Genomic DNA, 19824 nt, shown 5'->3' with positions numbered 1-19824 from the left:
GACTGCCTTCCCCGCAAAGGGGGAGGGAGGACGCGCAGGTGCCCGTGCCACCTCCAGGACGCGTCCGCGCGGCAGCCCCGACCTACCGAGACAGTCCGGTCGCAGCCGACTCCGGTCGGCTCAGGCCTGCATGCCCCAGCGCTGGATGGTGTGGCGCTCGATCGTCTGGAAGATCAGGTTCTCCACCACGAGGCCGATCAGGATCACGGTGAGGAGGCCCGCGAACACGTTCGGGATGTCGAGCATGTTCTTGTTCTCGAAGATGAACCAGCCGAGGCCGCCCGATCCCGAGGACACGCCGAAGACGAGCTCGGCCGCGATCAAGGTGCGCCACGCGAAGGCCCAGCCGACCTTCAGGCCGGTCAGGATCGACGGGAAGGCCGCCGGGATCAGGATCTTGCGGATCAGGCCGGCTCCGCTCAGCCCGTAATTGCGTCCGACCATCTTCAGGGTCCGGCTCACCGAGAGGAAGCCCGAATGAGTGTTCAGCGCGATCGCCCAGGTCACCGAGTGGACCAGCACGAAGACGAGGCTGCCGTTGCCCAGCCCGAACCAGATCAGCGCCAGCGGTAGGAGCGCGATGGCCGGGAGCGGGTTCAACATCGACGTCATGGTCTCGAGGAAGTCGGTGCCGATCCGCGAGGCGATGGCGATGCCGGTGAGGATCGTGGCCAGCACGATGCCGATGGCGTAGCCGACGAGCAGGATCTTCACCGAGCCCCAGGCCCGCAGCGGCAGGGTGCCGTCCGCCACGCCGCGGAAGAAGGCCCCGAGCGTCGCCGAGAAGGTCGGGAACAGAAGGTCGTTGTCGAGGTAGCGGCCGTAGGCCTCCCAGATCAGCGCCAGGATGGCCAGGATCAGGATCTTGCGCAGCCAGCCCTGGTTGTAGAGCAGCTCCAGCGTCGAGAGCGGCTTCTCGACCACCGTGCCGCCCCGCGCACCCGCCCGCTCCCGCACGATCTCGGGGCGCCCGGGGGCGGGCATCCGGGTGGGGGCGGTCACGTCCGCGCTCCCCGCAAGGGCGTTCGCGCTAGACATTCTCCGCCTCCTTGATCTCCTCGGCGAACAGCATCTGCTGGATGCGGCTCTCGAGCTGGGCCTGTTCACCGGGGGAGCCGGCGCTGTTGAGTTCGGCCTTCACCTCGCCCGGGTGGGGCGAGAGCAGGAGGATGCGCGAGCCGATCTTGATCGCCTCGGGGATCGAGTGGGTGACGAACAGGACGGTGAAGCGGGTCTCTTCCCACAGCATCAGGAGCTCGTCCTGCATCCTGCGCCGGGTGAGGGCGTCGAGCGCGGCGAAGGGCTCGTCCATCAGCAGGATGTCGGGCTCCATCGCCATGCCGCGGGCGATCGCGACGCGCTGCTTCATGCCGCCTGACAGCATGTGCGGGTAGCTGTCGGCGAATTTGGTGAGGTTGACCTTGTCGATATAGGCCATCGCCCGCTCCTCGGCGGCCCGCCCAGTGAGGCGGCCAGAGGCTTCGAGGGCGAAGACGACGTTCTGGCGGACCGTCTTCCAGGGCAGGAGCTGGTCGAACTCCTGGAACACCATCATCCGGTCGGGGCCTGGCCCCGTGACGGGCCGGCCCTTGAGCCGGATCTCGCCCTCGGTCGGGGCCATGTAGCCGCCCACCGCCTTCAGCAGGGTGGATTTTCCGCAGCCGGAGGGCCCCAGCAGGACGAAGCGGTCGCCCGGCAGGACATCGAAGCTGACCCGGTAGGTCGCTGTGATCAGGTGATGCGGCGTCTTGTACTGCAGCGTGACGCCGTCGACCTGCAACAGCGCGTCCGTCAAGCCCATACGCTCCTCCCTGCGCCGCGGCTCGGGCCGCGATCTTCTGCGAGCTATGTCTTGTTCTGGCGTGCCCTGACGCGTGCCTCGACTTTATGCGCGGCTTGCCGAATCATCGCACGGACCCGGTGCTGCGTCCGTTCTTTGCCGAGAGGCTGCCGGTCCGACGGGTGGCGTTCCCGGGTCCCGGCCTCGCAGCGCATCCGCGTCACAGGGCCGCCATCCTCATACCGGACCGTGCCCCCAACGGCAAGATCATATATCATATATAAGACACGCCTCGGGCGCCTTGTCGGATCGTCAGCGGCGTCGGGAGGCCGCGGCCGAACTCCGCGCGCCCGCGACGCCGGGCGAGGCCGTCGCGTCGGACGGCGATCCTACGGATACGCCTCCCGGACGAGCTGCCTCAGCCCGTCATCGAGGGAAATCCGCGGCCGCCATCCGGTCGCCGCCAGAAAGCGACCGGAATCGAGCATCTTGTACGGCGTCCCCTGAAACGATTCGGCGGGCCGCTCGATCGGCACCTGCCAGTCGAGCGCCCGGAGCACGGCCTCGGCGACCGCGCCGACCGTCACGGGCGTGTCGGCCGCGCAGTTGAGGATCGTGTCCGTGAACTGGGCGTCTGCGCGGAGGATCGCGTCGATCTGGTCGTCGGCGTGGAGCACCTCGCGCACCGTCGCGGGATCGCCCCAGACCGTGAAGCATGTCGCGCCCCGCCGCTTCTCCGCGGCGGCCCGGTGCAGGAGCGCGCCCACAAAGTGGCTGCGGTCGGCTTCCGTGTGGTCGCCCGGACCGTAGGTGGTCGCCAGCACGCAGTGGAGATAGCGCAGCCCGTACTGACGCGCGTAGGCCGCGCAGCCCGTGGCGAGGACCTGTTTGGCGAGTGCGTAGCCCGCCACGGAGGGATGCAGCGGCCCGAGGCCGAAGCTTGCCTCCGTCAGCGGCTCGCGCGATTCGGGGTAGGTGCAGGAGCTGCCCGGCGTGATCAGCTTCGCCTGCGGCTGCAACTGGCGCCAGGCCTCCAAGACGTTCAGGTGCATCCGCGCGTTGACCGCGAGCAGCTCCGCCTGGATGTCGTACTGACTTGGGCCGGTGCGCTGGCGCGTCGCGAAGTGGAAGATCCGCGCGACCGGCGCCCGGCCGAGCGCGGACCGCGCGACCTCCGGCACCGCGAGATCGCCGGCTTCCCGACCGACCGCGATCACCCGGCGCCCGTCGGCCTCGAGACGGCGCACGAGGCGCCGCCCGAGAAAGCCGTGGGCGCCCAGCACCAGATCCGTCAGGTCAGCCTTCGAGGGCATGCCGGTACCAGTCGATGGTCTGGGACAGCCCGTCCTCCAGGCTCGTGAAGCGTAGGTCGCCGAAGGCCTGCCGGACCAGCGCGTTGGTCGATCGGCGCGCCAGCACCGCCGAGCCTGTCTGCCCGGCCGCCGCGATCGGGCGCGCGACGCCGGCGAGACGCAGGATCGTCTCGGCGAGCGTCTGCAGGGAGGTCGTGGTGCCGCTGCAGAGATTCGCCGTCAGGCTCTCGCCCCGCCGGCGCAGCGAGCGCTCGAACACCGCGACCACGTCGTCCACGTGGATGAAGTCGCGCTCGACCTGTGGGTCGCCCCGAATGGTGAAGACCTCGCCCGGCCGAAGGGCCCGGATCACGAAGGCGGGGAGCACGTGCGCCACGGCCTCGTCCAGCGCGTCGTAAGGGCCGTAGGGGTTGCTCAGCCGGAACGCGATGGTGTTGATCCCGTAGCGCTCGCGGAACAGACCCGCCGCGATCTCGGCCCAGCGCTTCGACCACGCGTAGAAGGCCTCACCCGGGTGGGGCGGCGCGTGGAGATCGACCGGCACCGCGTCGTCGAGGATGGCGCGCTCGGCCGGGTAGACCGCGACGCTCGAGGCCATCCGCACCTCGGCGATCCCGCGCTCGGCGCAGAAGCCGTAGATCCGGTTGGCGATCTCGATGTTGCCGGCGAGCAGGTCCGCCTGCGCCGTGGCGAAGCGGGCGGCGTCGTAGCGCGGGGCCGCGACGTGGATCGCCACCGTGTCGCGCGGCAGAGCAGGTACCTCGCCGAGCGCGCCGATCGGCAGCGTCGCGTCCGCGCCGGGGACCGGCATCCCGCTCGCGTTGACAGCGATGAGCCGACCCACGCGGCCGGCGAGCCGCGCCGCGAGATTGCGCCCGACGAAGCCCGAGGCTCCGAACAGCACCACGGCTTCGGGAAGCACCCGCGCTTCAGGAGGCGCCGTCATCGGGCGGTGTCCGTGGGGGCCAAGTCGGCGGCGCCGATCACCCGCAGGCGCGGCACCGGCACGATGAACTGGCCGCCGCCCTCCAGATAGGCCCGCTCGCGCGCCAGGAACTCGTCCAGGAAGTTCCACGCCAGCATCAGGTAGGCGTCGGGCCGCGGGGTCGCGGCCTCGTCCACGATCGGGATGCGGGCGCCGGGGATCAGCGTGTCGAACTTCAGCGGGTTGCGCTCGACCGCGCATTCCACGAGGTCGGGCCCGATCCCGAAGGCGTTGAGCAGGGTCGCGCCCTTGGCCGGCGCGCCGTAGGCGTGGACGCGCCGGCCCTCGGCGCGCAGCCGCTCGAGCAGGGCGCGAAGATCGCGCCCGAGAGCCTGCACGTTCTCGGCGAAGGCCCGGTAGGTCTCGATGCGGCCGTAGCCCCGGCGCTCCTCCTCGGCCCGCATGGCGAGCACCGCGTCGCTCACCGGATGCGCGCCGGGAAACCCCACATGCACCTCCAGTGAGCCGCCATGGACGGGCACGAGCCCGACATCGTGCACCGCGAGGCCGTGGCGGCCGAACAGCTCCTCCAGCGAGCGCAGCGTGTAGTAGCACAGGTGCTCGTGGTAGATCTGGTCGAAGGCCGTGTTCTCGACCATGCCGCCGAGATAGATCGCCTGGACGCAGAAGGTCCCGTCGGGCGTCAGCAGCCTGGCCACGCCCTCGACCACGCTGTGAAGCTCTTCGAGGTGGAAGAACACGCCCGCCGCGGTCACGAGGCGCGCCCGGCCCGGCCCGGCGAGGATGACGTCCGCCGTCTCGGCGTTGAAGAAGCGGTTGAGCGTCTCGACGCCTGCCTCCGTCGCCAGCGCCGCGACGTTGCCGGCGGGCTCGACCCCGAGGGTGCGCAGGCCGAAGGGCCGGTACTGCTTCAGCCAGGTCCCGTCGTTGCTGCCGATATCGACCACGAGATCGTCCGGCCCGAGACCGTAGCGCCGCACGAGGCGCGCGGCCGAATCGCGGAAGTGCTCGACGAGCGTTCGCGTCGTCCCCGAGACGTAGGGGTAGTCGCGGAACATGCTCTCCTTCGGGATGGTGTGGTCGATCTGCACGAGGGTGCAGGCCCGGCAGAAGCCGGCGCGAAGCGGGAATTTCGGCTCCGCCACCTGGGCGAGCGCGGGCGGGATCAGGCGGTTGCAGTGGGGCTGCGCGCCGAGATCGAGGAACAGCTCGACCTGCCGCTCGCCGCAGACGCGGCACTCCATATCCAGCATCGGGCTCGACATTCCCGTCTCCGCTCGTCGACCGCGCCCCGCGGTCACGCACCCGGCGCGGCGCGCGCGCAGCGTGCAGGCCAATCCCTCTGACGGGAGTGGCTTGTGCGAACCTGATGGCGCCCCGTCCGCCCTCCGGGGCATCGCCGCAACAGGTCCGGCTTATCGCCGCGCCCCTTCTTCAAGCGGGTCGGGGCGCCGTGCTAACCGCCGATTCGGAGGCGTTCGGTCCGCGGGAAGTCCGGGACCGCGAGCAGGGTGGAATCATGCGCATTCTGGTGACGGGCGGGGCCGGCTATATCGGCTCGATCCTCGTGCCGATCCTGCTGGCGCGCGGCGATTCGGTGACGGTGCTCGACACATTCCGGGCCGGCGGCACGGAGCTCGCCGCGGCCTGCGCCTACGAGGGCTTCCGCCCGGTGCGGGGCGATGCGCGCGACCACCGCCTGCTCGACGAGCTCGTGCCGCAGCACGACGTGCTGATCCCGCTGGCCGCACTCGTCGGCGCCCCGCTCTGCCGGGAGGACGCGGTCGGCGCCACCACCCTCAACCGCGACGCCGTGCGCGACCTCGTCGCCCGGGCCGGCGGCGACCAGATGATCGTCTACCCCACCACGAATTCCGGCTACGGCATCGGCGAGAGCGGCAAGTTCTGCACCGAGGAGACGCCCCTGCGGCCGATCTCGCTCTACGGCGTCACGAAATGCGAGGCCGAGGACGCGGTGCTCGCGAGCGGCCGCGGCGTCACCCTGCGTCTCGCTACGGTCTTCGGCATGGCGCCGCGCATGCGCCTCGACCTCCTTGTCAACGACTTCACCCACCGGGCGGTCAACGACGGCGCCCTCGTGGTCTTCGAGGGCCATTTCAAGCGCAACTACATCCACATCCGCGACGTCGCGAAGGGATTTTTGCACGCGATCGACCGGTTCGGCGCGATGCGGGGCGAGGCCTACAATCTCGGCCTGTCCTCGGCGAACCTCTCGAAGCTCGAACTCTGCCAGCGGATCAAGGCCCACGTGCCGCGCTTCGTCTACATCGAGGCGCCGATCGGCGAGGATCCTGACAAGCGCGACTACATCGTCTCGAACGCCAAGCTCGAGGCGACCGGCTGGTCGCCGGACGTCGATCTCGACACCGGCATCCGCGAACTCGTGCGCGGCTACACGATGCTGCGCAACGCCCGCTTCGCCAACGTCTGACGCACGCCCGCCGCGGCGCAAGTCTGGCGCAAGGCGCGTGCGCCAGACCGGCTGCCGGAAGATCCGCTCCCCCGGGCGCGGGGCTTCGCGGCGGCGACGCGACCGGCCCTGATGGCCGTTCGGGTCGCCCCGCGACAGGCTGGACGGCGCCGACCATGACCGACTTCACCGATTACCTCGTGCGATCGCGCGACGTGTTGCAGGCGGCGATCGACTGCCCCGACCTGCTCGACGCGGCCGCGAGCGCCGCCGAGCGGATCGGCGCGGCGCTCGCGGCCGGCGGCAAGCTCCTCGTCTTCGGCAACGGCGGCAGCGCGGGCGATGCCCAGCACATCGCGGGCGAGTTCGTCTCGCGCTTCAACTACGACCGGGCCCCGCTGGCCGCGCTGGCCCTGACCACGGACACCTCCGTGCTCACCGCGATCGGCAACGATTACGGCTACGAGCGAGTGTTCGAGCGCCAAGTCCTCGCCCTTGGTCACGCGGGCGACGTCTGCCTCGCGCTCTCGACCTCGGGCACTTCGCCCAACGTTCTGCGGGCGATGCACGCGGCGCAGGATATGGGCCTTGCCACAATCGGCCTGACGGGGCGGAGCGGCGGCCTGATGGCCCCCTTCGCCGACGTGCTGCTGCGGGTGCCCTCCGACGCGACGCCGCTGATCCAGCAGGTCCACATGGCGCTCGCCCACGCGATCTGCGGCCGGGTCGAGGCGCGCCTGTGCCCGAATCTGGCGGAGCGCTTCGCGCAGCAGGACGGCCCTCGGGATGCCGCGCGGAACCGGGCGGCCTGATCCCGTGCTGCGCCAGGCTATGATCCTCTGCGGCGGTCTCGGCACCCGCCTCGGGGCCCTGACGGCCGAGACCCCGAAACCCCTTCTGGCGGTGGCGGACCGGCCCTTCCTCGACACGCTGCTGTTCGAGCTCGGCCGCCACGGCTTCGAGGAGGTGGTGCTGCTCGCGGCCTTCCGCAGCGAGAAGATCGAATCCTACATCCACGACAACCCGGTCGCCGCGCGCTTCGGGATGCGCCTGCGGGTCTGCATCGAGCCCGACCAGGCCGGGACCGGCGGGGCGCTCGCGCACGCCGCCCACCTCGCCGACGACACGTTCCTGCTGCTCAACGGCGATTCCTGGTTCGACTGCAACCTGCTGGCCCTCACCCCGCTCCTCGCCCGCGGCCCCCGGGCCGAGATCGCGCTGATGCTGCGTTCCGTGCCGGACGCCGCGCGCTACGGCGTCGCCCTCGTCCGGGGCGAGACGGTGACGGCCTTCCTGGAGCGGCCGCCGGCCCCCGGGCCCGGCCTGATCAATGCGGGCGTCTATCTCGTCCGCCGTACCCTGCTCGCCGAGATCGACGGACCCTGCTCGCTGGAGCGGGACGTGCTGCCCCGGCTCGCCGCTGCCGGCCGCGTCGCCGGCCTCGTCCGCGCCGGCTACTTCCTCGATATCGGTGTCCCGGAGAGCTTCGCGCGGGCGCAGGCGGAGATCCCGCGCCAGCGCGTGCGGCCGGCGGTCTTCCTCGACCGGGACGGCGTGCTCAACCACGACGACCACTATGTCGGCTCGCGGGAGCGCTTCCGCTGGATCCCGGGCGCGGCCGAGGCGGTCGCCGCCCTCAACGAAGCCGGCGCCTTCGTCTTCGTGGTCACCAACCAGGCGGGGATCGCCCGCGGGCTCTACACGGAGGTGGATGTCGCGGCGCTCCACGGCGCGCTCCGCGCGGAACTGCGCGCGGCCGGCGCCCATCTCGACGACGTGCGCTACTGCCCCTTCCACCCGGAGGGAGCGGTCCCGGCCTACGCGCGCGCGCATCCCTGGCGCAAGCCCGAGCCCGGCATGCTGCTCGACCTGATGGCCCACTGGCCGGTGGACCGCGCCGCGAGCCGCCTCGTTGGCGATCGCGAGAGCGACTGCGCCGCCGCTCGCGCGGCGGGCGTGCGCCCGCACCTGTTCCCGGGCGGCGACCTCCACGCCTTTCTGGCGGAGGCGGGCATCCTCCCGCTCCCCGCGGCGGAGCCCGCCGAACGATTCACCGATGACGCACCGTCCGGCGCCGCGCCGCGACGATTCGAAGAGGCGTGAGCATGAAGATCGCGGTGATCACGCCGTCCCGGCTGAAGATGTCGACGCTCGCCGGCGAGACCGAGTCCGGCATCTACTTCCTCGAACACGCGGTCCGCAGCGCGCAGGCGCAGCAGCTCGACCGGCCGGTCGAGCTGCGCTTCTTCGTCGGCGTCGATCCCGGTACCGAGATCCCGGCGCGGCTCGCCGGGCAGCCGAACCTCACCTTCGTGCACAGCGACCGCAAGTCCCAGGTGGCGGCCCTGAACGCCGCCCTCCTGGCGGTGGATGAGAGCTGGGACCTCGTCGGCTTCCTGGAGGACGATGATCGCTGGCTGCCGCACTACCTCTCGGTCGCGATCCCGGCCCTGGAGCAGTTCGACTTCGTCTCCTCGACGCAGCTGGAGGTGGACGAGGCCGGCGAGGCCGTGCGGATCAACGATTTCCCGACGCCCTCGGGCTGGCTGATGCGCCGCAGCACCTTCGATCAGGTCGGCGAGATCAGCATGTGGTCGAAGTGGCACTACGACAACGAGTGGCTCGGCCGCCTCGCCGAGACGGGCCTGCGCCGCGCTCACCTCGTCGAGGCGACCGCCCCCGCGACCCTGCAGGACGCCGTGCAGGTCCGGCCCTGGCTCGCCAACGTGCTCCACTTGGGCGGGCCGAACAGCCACCTCCTGCGTCACGGCTCCGCTCTGCCTCTGGTGCGGCGCCTCGTCCATCCGGGCTCCGGGACCTCGCAGGTCGGCGGCGGGGCCGTCGCCAAGCAGGAGAGCGAGGCGGAGTATCGCGGCCTCACGGACCGGTTCGGGCGGATCCCGTGGTGAGCGCCCGCCGCTCTCCGGTGGCGTCCCTCAGGGCGACGCTTCCCTCCGCTCGCATGAGATCGCGCGTGCCATGCTCTGGATGACGAAGACCCCGCTGCGGGTCAGCCTGTTCGGTGGCGGGACCGATTATCCCGAGTACTTCCACCGCTACCCCGGTGCCGTCGTCGGTTTATCGATCGACAAGTACATCTACATCACGGCGCTCAAGCTGACGGCCTTCCAGGCCTACAATTACCGCGTCAGTTACTCGCGGCTGGAGCATTGCGGTGTCCTCGAGGAGATCGAGCACCCGGTCGTGCGGGAGGTCCTCAGGCACTTCGAAGTCACGGACCGGCTGGACATCAGCGTGGTCTCCGACCTGCCCTCGACGGGAAGCGGGCTCGGGTCGTCGTCGGCCTTCACTGTCGGGTTCCTGCGCGCCGTCTACGCCCTCCGGGGTGTGAGGCCGACGAAGATCGACCTCGCCAAGAAGGCGATCGCGATCGAGCGGGATGTCCTGCAGGAGAATGTCGGCGTTCAGGATCAGCTGCACGCCGCCTTCGGCGGGATCAACCGCTTCGACTTCGACAGATCCGCGATACGCATCTCGCCCGTACAGGCGCCGTCCCAGACGATGGAGCTCCTCAACGCCACTATGGTCCTGGTCCACACCGGTATCGCCCGCCGGGCGACACGTGCGGTGGCCGCGCAGGTCCAGGCCACGGCCGAGCGCCGGATCGATCGGGAACTGGGGGAACTCTACAGGTTGGTCGGCCTGTGCGTCGATCTGCTCGAGACGGGTGGAACCGACTGGATCCGTGATCTCGGGGCGATGCTGTCGGAGTCCTGGCTCATCAAGCGCACCCTGTCGGACCACGTCACCAGCGCGCATCTCGATCAGGTCTACAGCGCGATCATGGCATCCGGCGCCTACGGGGCGAAGCTTTGCGGGGCGGGCGGGGGCGGATTCTTCCTGGCTCTGATCGACCCGGATCGGGTCGCGACGCTCTCATCGCGGCTGCCGGGGTGTGCCGTTGTCCGGATTCGGACGGATGTCGATGGCTCGATGATCGCCCACCAAAGTCTGACGTAGTGCGGACGCAGCATCAGTCCGAATCTGCGGAGGTAAGACCTTGAACAAGACGCCGACCTTATCCATCGCGATACCGACCTACAACAGGCGCGACGACCTGCTTCGCTGTCTGAGTTCGGTCCTGCCGCAGCTCACCGACGACGTCGAGCTTCTCGTCGTCGACAACGCCTCCGATATTCCGGTTTCCAGCTTCGTCGATCATCCGCGGGTGCGAATCGTTCGGAACCCCATCAATATCGGCGCGGTCGGAAACCTGCTGCGAACCTTCGAGCTGGCGAACGCGGACTGGGTTTGGCTGATCGGCGACGACGACGAGGCGAACCCCACCGGCGTCGCGACGATCCTGTCCCACATCGCGTGCCTCCCGGAGGCGGGACACATCTTCTTCTCCAACTACATGGGCGTGATCGATACGACCCAGATCGCGAAAGGCGACGACGCGTTCATCGCCTGCTACCGCGTTCAGGATTTCGGTGCGCGGCTGTGGATGTCAGGTCAGGTCCTGAACAGGCGGGTAGCGGCCGGCAACCTCCGGTACGCCTACGCCTACCCATCATCGAGCCCTCAGCTCGTCCTGGCCCTGCTCGCGGCACGATCGGAGGCGGTCGTCTTCAGCGAGAGCGAGATTGCGATCCACCATTCGGCGGCCTACCACGAGATGTGGGACCCGTACACGATCTACGATCAGATGACGCAGATGCTGTCGCTGAACATCGGCGGGAAGCTGCGGTCTCATATGGCGCGATGCTTCTTCTCGTTCTTCAGCAATTACGACAAGCACTTCCTCGAGGTTCTGCACACCCGCTTCGCGGATGCCGAAAGACTGAACGAGATGCGGCGCATATTCATGCTGCGGTGGCAGGCGATCTTCTCCTGCTTTGACAACTACCAGTCGCTTCTCGCCGATCTGCACGGGAAGGTGGCGGTGCTCGACAATCCCCAGCATGCCGAGACGTACTACGCCCAGCTGTCGGAGCAGCAGAAGAGCATGCTCTGGCCCAGCGCCAGGGTCGGGTACGTCAAGTAGGGTGCGGTTTCCGATCCCGAAGAATCCAGGAGGCGCGGCGAGCAGGCCAATCCTTCGTTGTCAAAGGCATCGCGTGAATGTCGTGTTATCGCGGAATGCGGGTTCTGGTGACCGGGCATACGGGCTTCAAGGGCGCCTGGCTCGTCTCCTGGCTTCTTGAAGAGGGGGCCGAGGTCTCCGGCCTGGCGCTGGCGCCGGAGCACGGCCAGCCGAGCCTGTTCGAAGACCTCGGTCTGGTCGATAGGATGACGTCGCGGATCGCGGACGTGCGCGATGCCGGGTCGGTCCTCGCCGCGGTGTCGGCGTTCCGTCCGCAGATCGTGTTCCATCTGGCCGCGCAGGCCCTCGTCAGGCGCTCCTACGCCGAGCCGCTCGAAACCTTCGCCACCAACGTCATGGGCACTGCCAACGTGCTGGAGGCGGCGCGCCGGACCGAGTCCGTCCGTGCGGTCGTCTGCGTCACCTCGGACAAGTGCTACGAGAACCGCGAGTGGGCCTGGGGCTACCGGGAGAGCGATCCGCTCGGCGGCAAGGATCCCTACAGCGCGAGCAAGGCTGCGGCGGAGATCATCGCCGCGTGCTACCGGGACGGGTTGCCGGGGCTGTCGCATCTGCGCGTCGCCACCGCGCGCGGCGGCAACGTGATCGGAGGCGGCGACTGGTCCGAGGACCGGCTCATCCCCGATCTGATCCGCGCCATCCGGGCCGGCACACCGCTCGTGCTGCGCAATCCTGCCGCCGTCCGGCCCTGGCAGCACGTGCTCGATCTCCTGCACGGCTATCTCCGACTCGGCGAGCGTCTCCTCGCGGCCGACGACGGCGCGGTCGGGGCCTGGAACTTCGGGCCGGCCCGGAGCAACGAGGTCACCGTGGGTCATCTGATCGCGCGGGCGCTGGCGGCATGGGGCGGCGCTCCCATCCCGGTCCACGTCGAGCCATCCACCCTGCGCGAAGCCGGCATCCTCAAGCTCGACACCGCAAAGGCGGAGGCTGGATTGGGCTGGCGTCCGGTGCTGGGCTTCGATCGCACACTGCGCCTGACCATGGATTGGTATCGGGAATACTGCGACCGCTCGGCATCCGCGCGCGCGCTCGTCGAGGCGCAGATCAACGACTACAGGCAGGCCGCTTCGGCAGCCGCCGCAGAAGAGGCCGTGTCCTGACGATGAGGGTGCATGGGTATGCGGGCCGGCCGCCGGCCGACGTGCGAGAGGCGCAGCGATGAAGGCCGTCATCCTGGCCGGCGGCCTCGGTACACGCCTGTCCGAAGAGACTGCCACGCGACCGAAGCCGATGGTCGAGATCGGAGGCCGTCCGATCCTGTGGCACATCATGAAGGGCTACAGCCGGCACGGCATCAATGATTTCGTGATCTGCCTCGGCTACAAAGGCTATATCATCAAGGAATATTTTGCGAACTACTTTCTCCATATGAGTGATGTGACGATCCACATCGCTGAGAACCGGATGGACATCCACCGCAAGACCGCGGAGCCGTGGACCGTGACGCTCGTCGACACGGGCGACGAGACCATGACGGGCGGCCGCCTCAAGCGGGTCCGGCACCACCTGGAGAACGAGGAGATGTTCGCTCTCACCTACGGTGATGGGGTCAGCGACGTCGACATCACCGCGCAGATCGCCTTCCACCGTGCCCACGGCCGTCGCGCCACCGTCACGGCGGTGCGGCCCGTGAAGCGTTTCGGCTATCTGGCCATGGAAGGCGATGAGGTGACGGCCTTCGAGGAGAAGCCCGTGAACGAGGGCGGCTGGATCAACGGCGGGTTCTTCCTGCTCGCACCCTCGGTCATCGACGCTGTGGAGGGCGACGAGACGATCTGGGAGCGCGCACCGCTGGAGGATCTCGCGAGCGCGGGCGATCTGCGGGCCTTCGTCCACGACGGCTTCTGGCAGGCAATGGACACGCTGCGAGACAAGACGAGCCTCGAAGCCCTCTGGTCGACGGGACGGGCTCCGTGGAAGACGTGGTAGCGCTCTCGGCAGGGCCGCGGCAGTCATGAGGATCTTCGTCACCGGCGCGTCCGGCTTCATCGGCTCCCATCTGTGCCGGGACCTGATCAGGGCCGGCCACGAACTCCTCGCCCTGTCGCGGGAGACTCAGCCCTGGCGGCTGGCGGATCTCACCGGCCGGTTCACCCTCCTGCGCGGCGGCCTCGATGACCAGCCCGACTGGGCGCATCGCCTCGAAGCCTTCGCGCCCGAGGCCGTCGTCCACCTCGCCTGGAACGGCGTGGCCGGCTCGGCGCGCAACAGCCCGGCACAGGCGCGCAACATCGTCTGGACCACGGATCTGCTGGAGCGGAGCGCGCGCTGCGGCGCGCGCGCCTTCGTCGGCACGGGCTCCCAGGCCGAGTACGGCGGCGATCCGGACCTGGAGAAGCCGGAGAAGCCCACAACCGTCTACGGCGAGGCGAAGCTCTCCAGCGGACGCATGGGCGCGGCCATCGCGCGGGAACTCGGGATCCGCTTCGCGTGGATCCGGATCTTCTCCGTCTTCGGGCCGATGGACCATCCCCACTGGCTCATCCCGGGCCTGATCCGGGATCTCCTGCGCGGGCAGACGCCGGCGCTGACCGGCGGCGAACAGCTCTGGGATTTCCTGAGCGTGGTCGATGCGGCGCGCGCGGTACGGCTCGTCGTCGAGAGCGAGGGCGCCGCTGGCATCTTCCCGCTCGGCTCCGGAGAGGCCCCCCCGCTGCGCGCGACGATCGAGGCCCTGCGCGACCGGATCGACCCGCGACGCGCCCTCGATTTCGGCAGGATCCCCTATCGGCCCGATCAGGTCATGCTCCTCAGGGCGGACATCCGGCGGCTGCAGGCCCTGGGGTGGCGCCCTGAGATCCCGCTCGCGCAGGGGCTGGGCGAGACGGTGCAGTGGTACAGGGCGAACCCATGGATTTTTCAGTGATGGTCTGGCTGTCCGGCCCGATCGATGGAACGGCGGCTGCCGGTCTCCCTCGCGCCACGCTCGCCGCGGGGCGACGCGCATGAGCCCGGGACGCACCGAGGCAGCGCCGCACCTCGAACCCGCGGATGACAGCGTCGCGCTGGCCAAGCGCCTCAGGCTGCACACGCTGCGGATGGTCTACAGGTCGAAGTCCTCGCATGTGGGCTCCTGCCTGTCCGTCGCCGACATCCTGGCCGTCCTCTACAAGGATTTCCTCAACCTCCGGCCCGACGAGCCCGGCTGGGTGAAGCGGGACCGCCTGGTCGTCTCGAAGGGGCATGCGGCGGCGGCGGTGTACGCGGTGCTGGCGGAGCGCGGCTTCTTCCCGATCGATCGGCTGTCGCGCTACGGCGAGAACGGACAGTCGCTCTCGGGTCACGTGACCCACAAGAACAATCCCGGCGTCGAGGTTTCGACCGGCTCGCTCGGGCACGGGCTCTCCATCGCGGCAGGCTTCGCGCTCGCTGCTCGGCGCCTGAGCAGCGGTGCCCGGGCCGTCGCCGTCCTCAGCGACGGCGAGTGCGATGAGGGATCGGTCTGGGAGGCGGCGCTCTTCGCAGCGCATCACGGCCTATCCAACCTGGTCGCGGTCGTGGACTATAACAAGATCCAGAGCTTCGGTACGGTCGCGGACGTCCTCGCGCTGGAGCCGTTCGCCGACAAGTGGCGCGCCTTCCGCTGGGCGGTCCACGAGATCGATGGGCACGACCATACGGCCCTCCGGCAGGCCCTGGCCGCAGCCGGGCATGCCGAGGCGCCCACCGCCATCATCGCTCACACGGTCAAGGGCAAAGGGGTCTCGTTCATGGAGGACCGGCTGCTCTGGCACTATCGCTCGCCCAGCCGCGACGAGTTCGAGGCCGCGGTCGCAGAACTGGAGGGCGCCGCGTGAGAAACGCCTTCATCTCGGCGCTGCTGCAGGCCGCCGAGGCCGACGACCGTGTCTGGCTGATCAACGGCGACCTCGGCTACTCGGTGCTTGAGCCGTTCGCCGAGCGTTTTCCAGAGCGCTATCTCAACGCCGGCGTCGCCGAGCAGAACATGATCGGCGTCGCGGCGGGCCTCGCCCTCTCGGGGTTCAAGCCGTTCGTCTACTCGATCGCGAACTTCCCGACACAGCGCTGTCTCGAACAGATCCGCGTCGACGTCTGCTACCATGCCGCGCCGGTCACCGTCGTGGCCGTCGGTGGCGGCTTCGCCTACGGGTCCCACGGCTACACCCACCACGCCATCGAGGACTTGGCGGTCATGCGCGCCTTGCCGGGCCTCCGGGTTGCGGCGCCGGCCGATCCGGTCGAGACCGCGGCCTGCGTGCACGCCTTCGTTCGCGATCCCGGCCCGTCCTATCTACGGCTCGGTCGTGGCGGGGAGCCCGTCCTGCACGCGGCGCCCCTGCGGGAGTCGCCCGGCCGGCCGATCCGTCTGCGTGAGGGGGACGCGGTCGCCCTGATCGGTACGGGCTCGATCCTGGGCGAGGTGCTCGCGGCCGCGGAGCTGCTGGCGCAGACCGGTATCGCGGCGCGCGTGCTCTCGCTGCCCTATCTCAAGCCCTTCGACGCGCCCGCCCTCCTCGACGCGTTCGCCGGCGTGCGCCTCGTCGCGACGGTGGAAGAGCACAGCCTGATCGGCGGCCTGCGCGACCTCGTCGCACCGTTGCTGGCTGCGCGTCGCGACAGGCCGCCCCTGATCGGCTACGGCGTCCGGGACGGCGCCAGCATGGACGTGATCCTGGACCAGGTCGCGATGCGGCGCCATTGCGGCATCGACGCCGCCGGGTTGGCAGCGGGCATCCGGACGGCCCTCGAACGTCTCGACGCGGGCGCCGATCCATTCGATGCGGACGGAGATCGCGCATGATGGCGGCCGATTTCCGCATCAAAATGCCCGGTGCCGCGCGCGCTCCGTCCGCACACCCCGAGATGAGACCGTGACACGATGGCTGATGCCCTGCGCGCCGAGATCCTGAGCCTCGCCCGGTCCCATTTCGAGGCTCGTGCCAAGCCGAGCTTCGTGCCCGGCGAGACCTACATCCCGCCCTCCGGCAAGGTGATGGACGCGGAGGATTGCGCCCACCTGATCGATGCCTCGCTCGACATGTGGCTGACCGCCGGGCGCTACGCCGACCGCTTCGAGCGGGAGCTCGCCGCCATCTTCGGACGCCGGCATGCCCGGATGACCGTCTCGGGCTCGGCCGCCAATCTGCTGGCCTTCGCGGCGCTGACCTCGCCGAAGCACGGCGAGCGCCGCCTGCGGCCGGGCGACGAGGTGATCACCGTCGCGGCCGGCTTTCCCACCACCGTCGCGCCGATCGTGCAGCACGGCTGCGTGCCCGTCTTCGTCGATGTGGACGTCGAGACGCACAACGTAGACGTCGATCTCCTCGAGGCGGCCGTGGGGCCGAAGACCCGGGGCGTGATGATCGCGCACTCGCTCGGAAACCCGTTCGACGTGGTGCGTGTGGCCGAGATCTGCCGCCGGCACGGCCTCTGGCTGGTCGAGGATTGCTGCGACGCGTTCGGCGCCACGATCGGCGGCAAGGGCGTCGGCACCTTCGGCGATGTTGCGACCTTGAGTTTCTATCCCGCGCACCACATCACCACCGGCGAGGGTGGCGCCGTGCTGATGGACACGGGACCGCTCGCCAAGATCGCCGAGTCGTTCCGGGACTGGGGCCGGGACTGCTACTGCAAGCCCGGCACCGACAACACCTGCGGCAACCGTTTCGGCTGGAAGCTCGGTGACCTGCCCCGCGGCTACGACCACAAGTACACGTACTCGCATCTGGGCTACAACCTGAAGGTCAGCGACATGCAGGCAGCCCTCGGGGTCAGCCAGCTGACCAAGCTCGACCGTTTCGTGGCACGTCGCCGCGAGAACTTCGCCGGCCTCGAACGTCGCCTCAGGGAGCGCGGCCTCGACGGACTCTTCCACCTGCCCGTGGCGACGCCGGGTTCGGAGCCGAGCTGGTTCGGTTACCTGCTGACGGTGCGCGATGGCGTCGGCCTCGATCGCAACGCGCTGGTGGCCCGGCTCGAGGAGCGGCGGGTCGGCACCCGGCTGCTGTTTGCCGGGAACCTCATCCGCCAGCCCGCCTTCCGCGACGTGCAGTACCGCGTGCACGGGACTCTGTCGCGCACGGACAAGGTCATGCGCGACAGCTTCTGGATCGGCGTCTGGCCGGGTATCACCGAGCCGATGCTGGACTACATGGCCGACACGCTCGACGCGACCGCGCGGGAACTCGCTGCCCGATGAGCGGCATCCGGCCACGGCGCCCCCAGAGGCGTCCCCGGGAGGGCCGATGACGAAGCCGATCGACATGGAAGACGTGCGCGCGCGCCTCGCCGCGCCGATCCTCGGCCGGGCGCTGACGGACCCCTTCACGCTCGACGTTCACCACCGCCACCCGCGCATCGCGGCGATCACCTTCGCGCCGGGGCAGCCGATCGGCTACGCGCTCGCGGCGAGCTACCCGGACTGGACCGACCGCACGGCGCTCGCCAACCGGCTCGCCGCCATGCGGCTGTTCTTCGGCCGGCTCCGGGACCTCGAGCCGGAGCTCGACGGGCGCTGCGACCTCTGGCTCGCCGACATCCCGGAGGCGCCGGGGCTCGCCTTCTCGGGGGGCGGGACCGCGAACATCCTCGTGCCCGACGCCGAGTTCGTCGCCGCCGAGGGCTACCGGGCCTTCCGCGAGCGCGTCGCGGCGGGCTTCGTCGACTGGCAGGCGCGCGACCCGGCCCTGTTCTGGCGCGGGACCATGCTGGGGGACCCGAGGAAGCGCCTGCCGAGCTGGCGGGAGCTGCAGCGATCCCGCCTCTGCCTCGCCGCCGCGGCGCCGGGGGAGGGCGTGCCGCTCGACGCGAAGTTCGTCGGCCTGCCGGGCGACGCCGACCGGGACGCGCCGGGCCGGCGCGAGGCGGAAGGCCTCGGCCTCGTGGCCGAGCGGGTGCCGCTCGAGGCCTTCATGGGCTACCGGCACGCCGTCGACATCGACGGCAACTCCTCCGCCTGGATGGGGCTGTTCACCAAGCTCCTGATGGGCTGCACCGTGGTGAAGGTGGATTCGGCGCTGGGCCACCGGCAATGGTACTACGACCGGCTCGTGCCCTGGATCCACGTCGTGCCCGTCTCGACCGATCTCCACGACCTCGCGGGCGTGCGCGCCTGGCTCGCCCGGGAGCCGGGGGCGGCCGAGGCCATCGCGGCGCGGGGCCGGGCGCTGGCCGCCGCCATCACCTTCGATCAGGCGCTCCTGGACGTCGCTCCGCGCGTGATCGCCCATATCCGAGCCCGGAAGGCCTGATCCATGCGCTCAACCGCCAAACGCGTTCTCGTCACCGGCGGGGCCGGCTTCGTGGGCTCGCACCTGTGCGAGCGGCTGCTCGCTCAGGGGCACGAGGTGCTCTGCGTCGACAACTTCTTCACCGGCGCGCGGGCCAACGTGGCGCATCTCCTGGGCGACCCGCGCTTCGAGCTGATGCGCCACGACGTGACGTTCCCGCTCTACGTGGAGGTGGACGAGATCTACAACCTCGCCTGCCCGGCCTCGCCGGTGCACTACCAGTTCGACCCCGTGCAGACGACGAAGACCAGCGTGGTGGGGGCGATCAACATGCTGGGCCTCGCCAAGCGCGTGAAGGCGAAGATCCTCCAGGCCTCGACCTCGGAGGTCTACGGCGACCCGGACGTGCACCCGCAGCCCGAATCCTACTGGGGCCGGGTCAACCCGATCGGCTTCCGCTCCTGCTACGACGAGGGCAAGCGCTGCGCCGAGACGCTGTTCTTCGACTACCGGCGCCAGCACGACCTCGGCGTGAAGGTGGTGCGCATCTTCAACACCTACGGGCCGCGGATGCACCCGAACGACGGGCGCGTGGTCTCGAACCTGATCGTGCAGGCGCTGAAGGGCGAACCCATCACCCTCTACGGCGAGGGCACGCAGACGCGCTCGTTCTGCTACGTGGACGACCTCGTGGACGGGCTGATCCGCATGATGGAGACGCCCCACGCGGTGACCGGGCCGGTCAACCTCGGCAATCCGGGCGAGTTCACGATCGCCGAGCTCGCCGCGCTGGTCCGCGAACTGACGGGCTCGGCCTCCCCGATCGAGCACCGGCCGCTGCCGCCCGACGATCCGCGCCAGCGCCGGCCCGACATCGCGCTGGCGGGGGAGCTCCTCGGCTGGGCGCCCGCGATTCCCCTGCGCGAGGGGCTGGCGCGGACGATCGCCTATTTCGAGCGGGCGCTTCAGGCGGCGTAGATCAGCGTGCGGGTGATCGGGTCGGCGATGTCGAGCGCGGCGTCGCCCCGGAACTCGCGCAGCTCCGCGACCGAGGGCAGGCGCAGGTCGACCGCGGCGGCGCGCGCCTTCCAGC

Annotated in this window: 19 protein-coding genes; 14 read left to right on the top strand and 5 right to left on the bottom strand. The window is 69.9% G+C overall.

Annotated elements, in window-relative coordinates:
• Positions 1–120 precede the first annotated feature (120 nt).
• The 5 genes from MFF54_RS01340 to MFF54_RS01320 all read right to left on the bottom strand — a co-directional run bounded on the left by MFF54_RS01340 (position 121) and on the right by MFF54_RS01320 (position 5304).
• On the bottom strand, positions 121–984 hold the full coding sequence (locus MFF54_RS01340; protein WP_238300696.1) for an ABC transporter permease: 864 nt from the start codon (positions 982–984) through the stop codon (positions 121–123).
• A gap of 46 nt (positions 985–1030) precedes the next feature.
• A complete protein-coding gene (locus MFF54_RS01335) occupies positions 1031–1801 on the bottom strand; it encodes an ABC transporter ATP-binding protein (protein WP_238300676.1) in 771 nt (256 codons plus the stop codon).
• 368 nt (positions 1802–2169) lie between these two features.
• Positions 2170–3093 carry an NAD-dependent epimerase/dehydratase family protein gene (locus tag MFF54_RS01330; RefSeq protein ID WP_238300674.1) on the bottom strand — a complete coding sequence of 308 codons (924 nt, stop codon included), beginning with the start codon at positions 3091–3093 and terminating at the stop codon, positions 2170–2172.
• The gene (locus tag MFF54_RS01325) at positions 3077–4039 is read right to left on the bottom strand and encodes an NAD-dependent epimerase/dehydratase family protein (protein ID WP_238300672.1); all 963 of its coding nucleotides are present in this window, start codon (positions 4037–4039) and stop codon (positions 3077–3079) included. Before MFF54_RS01325 ends, MFF54_RS01330 begins: the two co-directional genes overlap by 17 nt.
• On the bottom strand, positions 4036–5304 hold the full coding sequence (locus MFF54_RS01320; protein ID WP_238300670.1) for a class I SAM-dependent methyltransferase: 1269 nt from the start codon (positions 5302–5304) through the stop codon (positions 4036–4038). Before MFF54_RS01320 ends, MFF54_RS01325 begins: the two co-directional genes overlap by 4 nt.
• A 254-nt stretch (positions 5305–5558) precedes the next feature.
• On the opposite strand from MFF54_RS01320, the gene MFF54_RS01315 reads away from it, so the two are divergent.
• The 14 genes from MFF54_RS01315 to MFF54_RS01250 all read left to right on the top strand — a co-directional run bounded on the left by MFF54_RS01315 (position 5559) and on the right by MFF54_RS01250 (position 19709).
• A complete protein-coding gene (locus MFF54_RS01315) occupies positions 5559–6491 on the top strand; it encodes an NAD-dependent epimerase/dehydratase family protein (RefSeq protein WP_238300668.1) in 933 nt (310 codons plus the stop codon).
• A gap of 155 nt (positions 6492–6646) precedes the next feature.
• A complete protein-coding gene (locus MFF54_RS01310; RefSeq protein WP_238300667.1) occupies positions 6647–7282 on the top strand; it encodes a D-sedoheptulose 7-phosphate isomerase in 636 nt (211 codons plus the stop codon).
• Entirely contained in the window at positions 7257–8573 is a 1317-nt protein-coding gene (locus MFF54_RS01305) for an HAD-IIIA family hydrolase (protein ID WP_238300665.1), read from the top strand. The genes MFF54_RS01310 and MFF54_RS01305 overlap by 26 nt, the downstream gene beginning before the upstream one ends.
• A 2-nt stretch (positions 8574–8575) precedes the next feature.
• Positions 8576–9379 (top strand): glycosyltransferase family protein, encoded by an 804-nt coding sequence (locus MFF54_RS01300; RefSeq protein WP_238300663.1) that lies wholly within the window; start codon positions 8576–8578, stop codon positions 9377–9379.
• A 70-nt stretch (positions 9380–9449) separates the two neighbouring features.
• Entirely contained in the window at positions 9450–10451 is a 1002-nt protein-coding gene (locus MFF54_RS01295; RefSeq protein ID WP_238300661.1) for a GHMP family kinase ATP-binding protein, read from the top strand.
• 40 nt (positions 10452–10491) lie between these two features.
• Positions 10492–11478, top strand: a complete 987-nt coding sequence (locus MFF54_RS01290; protein ID WP_238300659.1) for a glycosyltransferase family 2 protein — start codon at positions 10492–10494, stop codon at positions 11476–11478.
• 77 nt (positions 11479–11555) lie between these two features.
• A complete protein-coding gene (gene rfbG / locus MFF54_RS01285; protein WP_283206235.1) occupies positions 11556–12641 on the top strand; it encodes a CDP-glucose 4,6-dehydratase in 1086 nt (361 codons plus the stop codon).
• Positions 12642–12699: 58 nt separating this feature from the next.
• Positions 12700–13470 carry a glucose-1-phosphate cytidylyltransferase gene (gene rfbF / locus MFF54_RS01280; RefSeq protein WP_238300656.1) on the top strand — a complete coding sequence of 257 codons (771 nt, stop codon included), beginning with the start codon at positions 12700–12702 and terminating at the stop codon, positions 13468–13470.
• Between the two features lie 25 nt (positions 13471–13495).
• Positions 13496–14407 (top strand): NAD-dependent epimerase/dehydratase family protein, encoded by a 912-nt coding sequence (locus MFF54_RS01275; RefSeq protein ID WP_238300654.1) that lies wholly within the window; start codon positions 13496–13498, stop codon positions 14405–14407.
• A gap of 79 nt (positions 14408–14486) precedes the next feature.
• Positions 14487–15338, top strand: a complete 852-nt coding sequence (locus MFF54_RS01270) for a transketolase (RefSeq protein ID WP_238300652.1) — start codon at positions 14487–14489, stop codon at positions 15336–15338.
• Positions 15335–16303 carry a transketolase family protein gene (locus MFF54_RS01265; protein WP_238300650.1) on the top strand — a complete coding sequence of 323 codons (969 nt, stop codon included), beginning with the start codon at positions 15335–15337 and terminating at the stop codon, positions 16301–16303. The genes MFF54_RS01270 and MFF54_RS01265 overlap by 4 nt, the downstream gene beginning before the upstream one ends.
• Before the next feature lie 78 nt (positions 16304–16381).
• A complete protein-coding gene (gene rfbH / locus MFF54_RS01260; protein ID WP_238300649.1) occupies positions 16382–17701 on the top strand; it encodes a lipopolysaccharide biosynthesis protein RfbH in 1320 nt (439 codons plus the stop codon).
• A gap of 46 nt (positions 17702–17747) precedes the next feature.
• Positions 17748–18752: a glycosyl transferase family 90 gene (locus tag MFF54_RS01255; protein ID WP_238300647.1), complete on the top strand. Its 1005-nt coding sequence runs from the start codon at positions 17748–17750 to the stop codon at positions 18750–18752.
• A gap of 3 nt (positions 18753–18755) precedes the next feature.
• Positions 18756–19709, top strand: a complete 954-nt coding sequence (locus MFF54_RS01250; protein ID WP_238300645.1) for a UDP-glucuronic acid decarboxylase family protein — start codon at positions 18756–18758, stop codon at positions 19707–19709.
• Positions 19710–19824: the final 115 nt, after the last annotated feature.

This window comes from Methylobacterium gregans, from assembly GCF_022179245.1.
GTDB lineage: Bacteria > Pseudomonadota > Alphaproteobacteria > Rhizobiales > Beijerinckiaceae > Methylobacterium > Methylobacterium gregans.
This window is presented reverse-complemented; position numbering and strand designations above follow the sequence as displayed.

What these genes read in the sequence shown, in the direction of transcription:
- rfbF (WP_238300656.1), top strand. Translation starts at nt 12,700, where the DNA reads ATGAAGGCCGTCATCCTGGCCGGCGGCCTCGGTACACGCCTGTCCGAA.
- MFF54_RS01300 (WP_238300663.1), top strand. Translation starts at nt 8,576, where the DNA reads ATGAAGATCGCGGTGATCACGCCGTCCCGGCTGAAGATGTCGACGCTC.
- rfbH (WP_238300649.1), top strand. Translation starts at nt 16,382, where the DNA reads ATGGCTGATGCCCTGCGCGCCGAGATCCTGAGCCTCGCCCGGTCCCAT.
- rfbG (WP_283206235.1), top strand. Translation starts at nt 11,556, where the DNA reads ATGTCGTGTTATCGCGGAATGCGGGTTCTGGTGACCGGGCATACGGGC.
- MFF54_RS01270 (WP_238300652.1), top strand. Translation starts at nt 14,487, where the DNA reads ATGAGCCCGGGACGCACCGAGGCAGCGCCGCACCTCGAACCCGCGGAT.
- MFF54_RS01305 (WP_238300665.1), top strand. Translation starts at nt 7,257, where the DNA reads ATGCCGCGCGGAACCGGGCGGCCTGATCCCGTGCTGCGCCAGGCTATG.
- MFF54_RS01340 (WP_238300696.1), bottom strand. Translation starts at nt 984, where the DNA reads ATGCCCGCCCCCGGGCGCCCCGAGATCGTGCGGGAGCGGGCGGGTGCG.
- MFF54_RS01275 (WP_238300654.1), top strand. Translation starts at nt 13,496, where the DNA reads ATGAGGATCTTCGTCACCGGCGCGTCCGGCTTCATCGGCTCCCATCTG.
- MFF54_RS01295 (WP_238300661.1), top strand. Translation starts at nt 9,450, where the DNA reads ATGCTCTGGATGACGAAGACCCCGCTGCGGGTCAGCCTGTTCGGTGGC.
- MFF54_RS01315 (WP_238300668.1), top strand. Translation starts at nt 5,559, where the DNA reads ATGCGCATTCTGGTGACGGGCGGGGCCGGCTATATCGGCTCGATCCTC.
- MFF54_RS01255 (WP_238300647.1), top strand. Translation starts at nt 17,748, where the DNA reads ATGACGAAGCCGATCGACATGGAAGACGTGCGCGCGCGCCTCGCCGCG.
- MFF54_RS01310 (WP_238300667.1), top strand. Translation starts at nt 6,647, where the DNA reads ATGACCGACTTCACCGATTACCTCGTGCGATCGCGCGACGTGTTGCAG.
- MFF54_RS01330 (WP_238300674.1), bottom strand. Translation starts at nt 3,093, where the DNA reads ATGCCCTCGAAGGCTGACCTGACGGATCTGGTGCTGGGCGCCCACGGC.
- MFF54_RS01335 (WP_238300676.1), bottom strand. Translation starts at nt 1,801, where the DNA reads ATGGGCTTGACGGACGCGCTGTTGCAGGTCGACGGCGTCACGCTGCAG.
- MFF54_RS01325 (WP_238300672.1), bottom strand. Translation starts at nt 4,039, where the DNA reads ATGACGGCGCCTCCTGAAGCGCGGGTGCTTCCCGAAGCCGTGGTGCTG.
- MFF54_RS01250 (WP_238300645.1), top strand. Translation starts at nt 18,756, where the DNA reads ATGCGCTCAACCGCCAAACGCGTTCTCGTCACCGGCGGGGCCGGCTTC.
- MFF54_RS01320 (WP_238300670.1), bottom strand. Translation starts at nt 5,304, where the DNA reads ATGTCGAGCCCGATGCTGGATATGGAGTGCCGCGTCTGCGGCGAGCGG.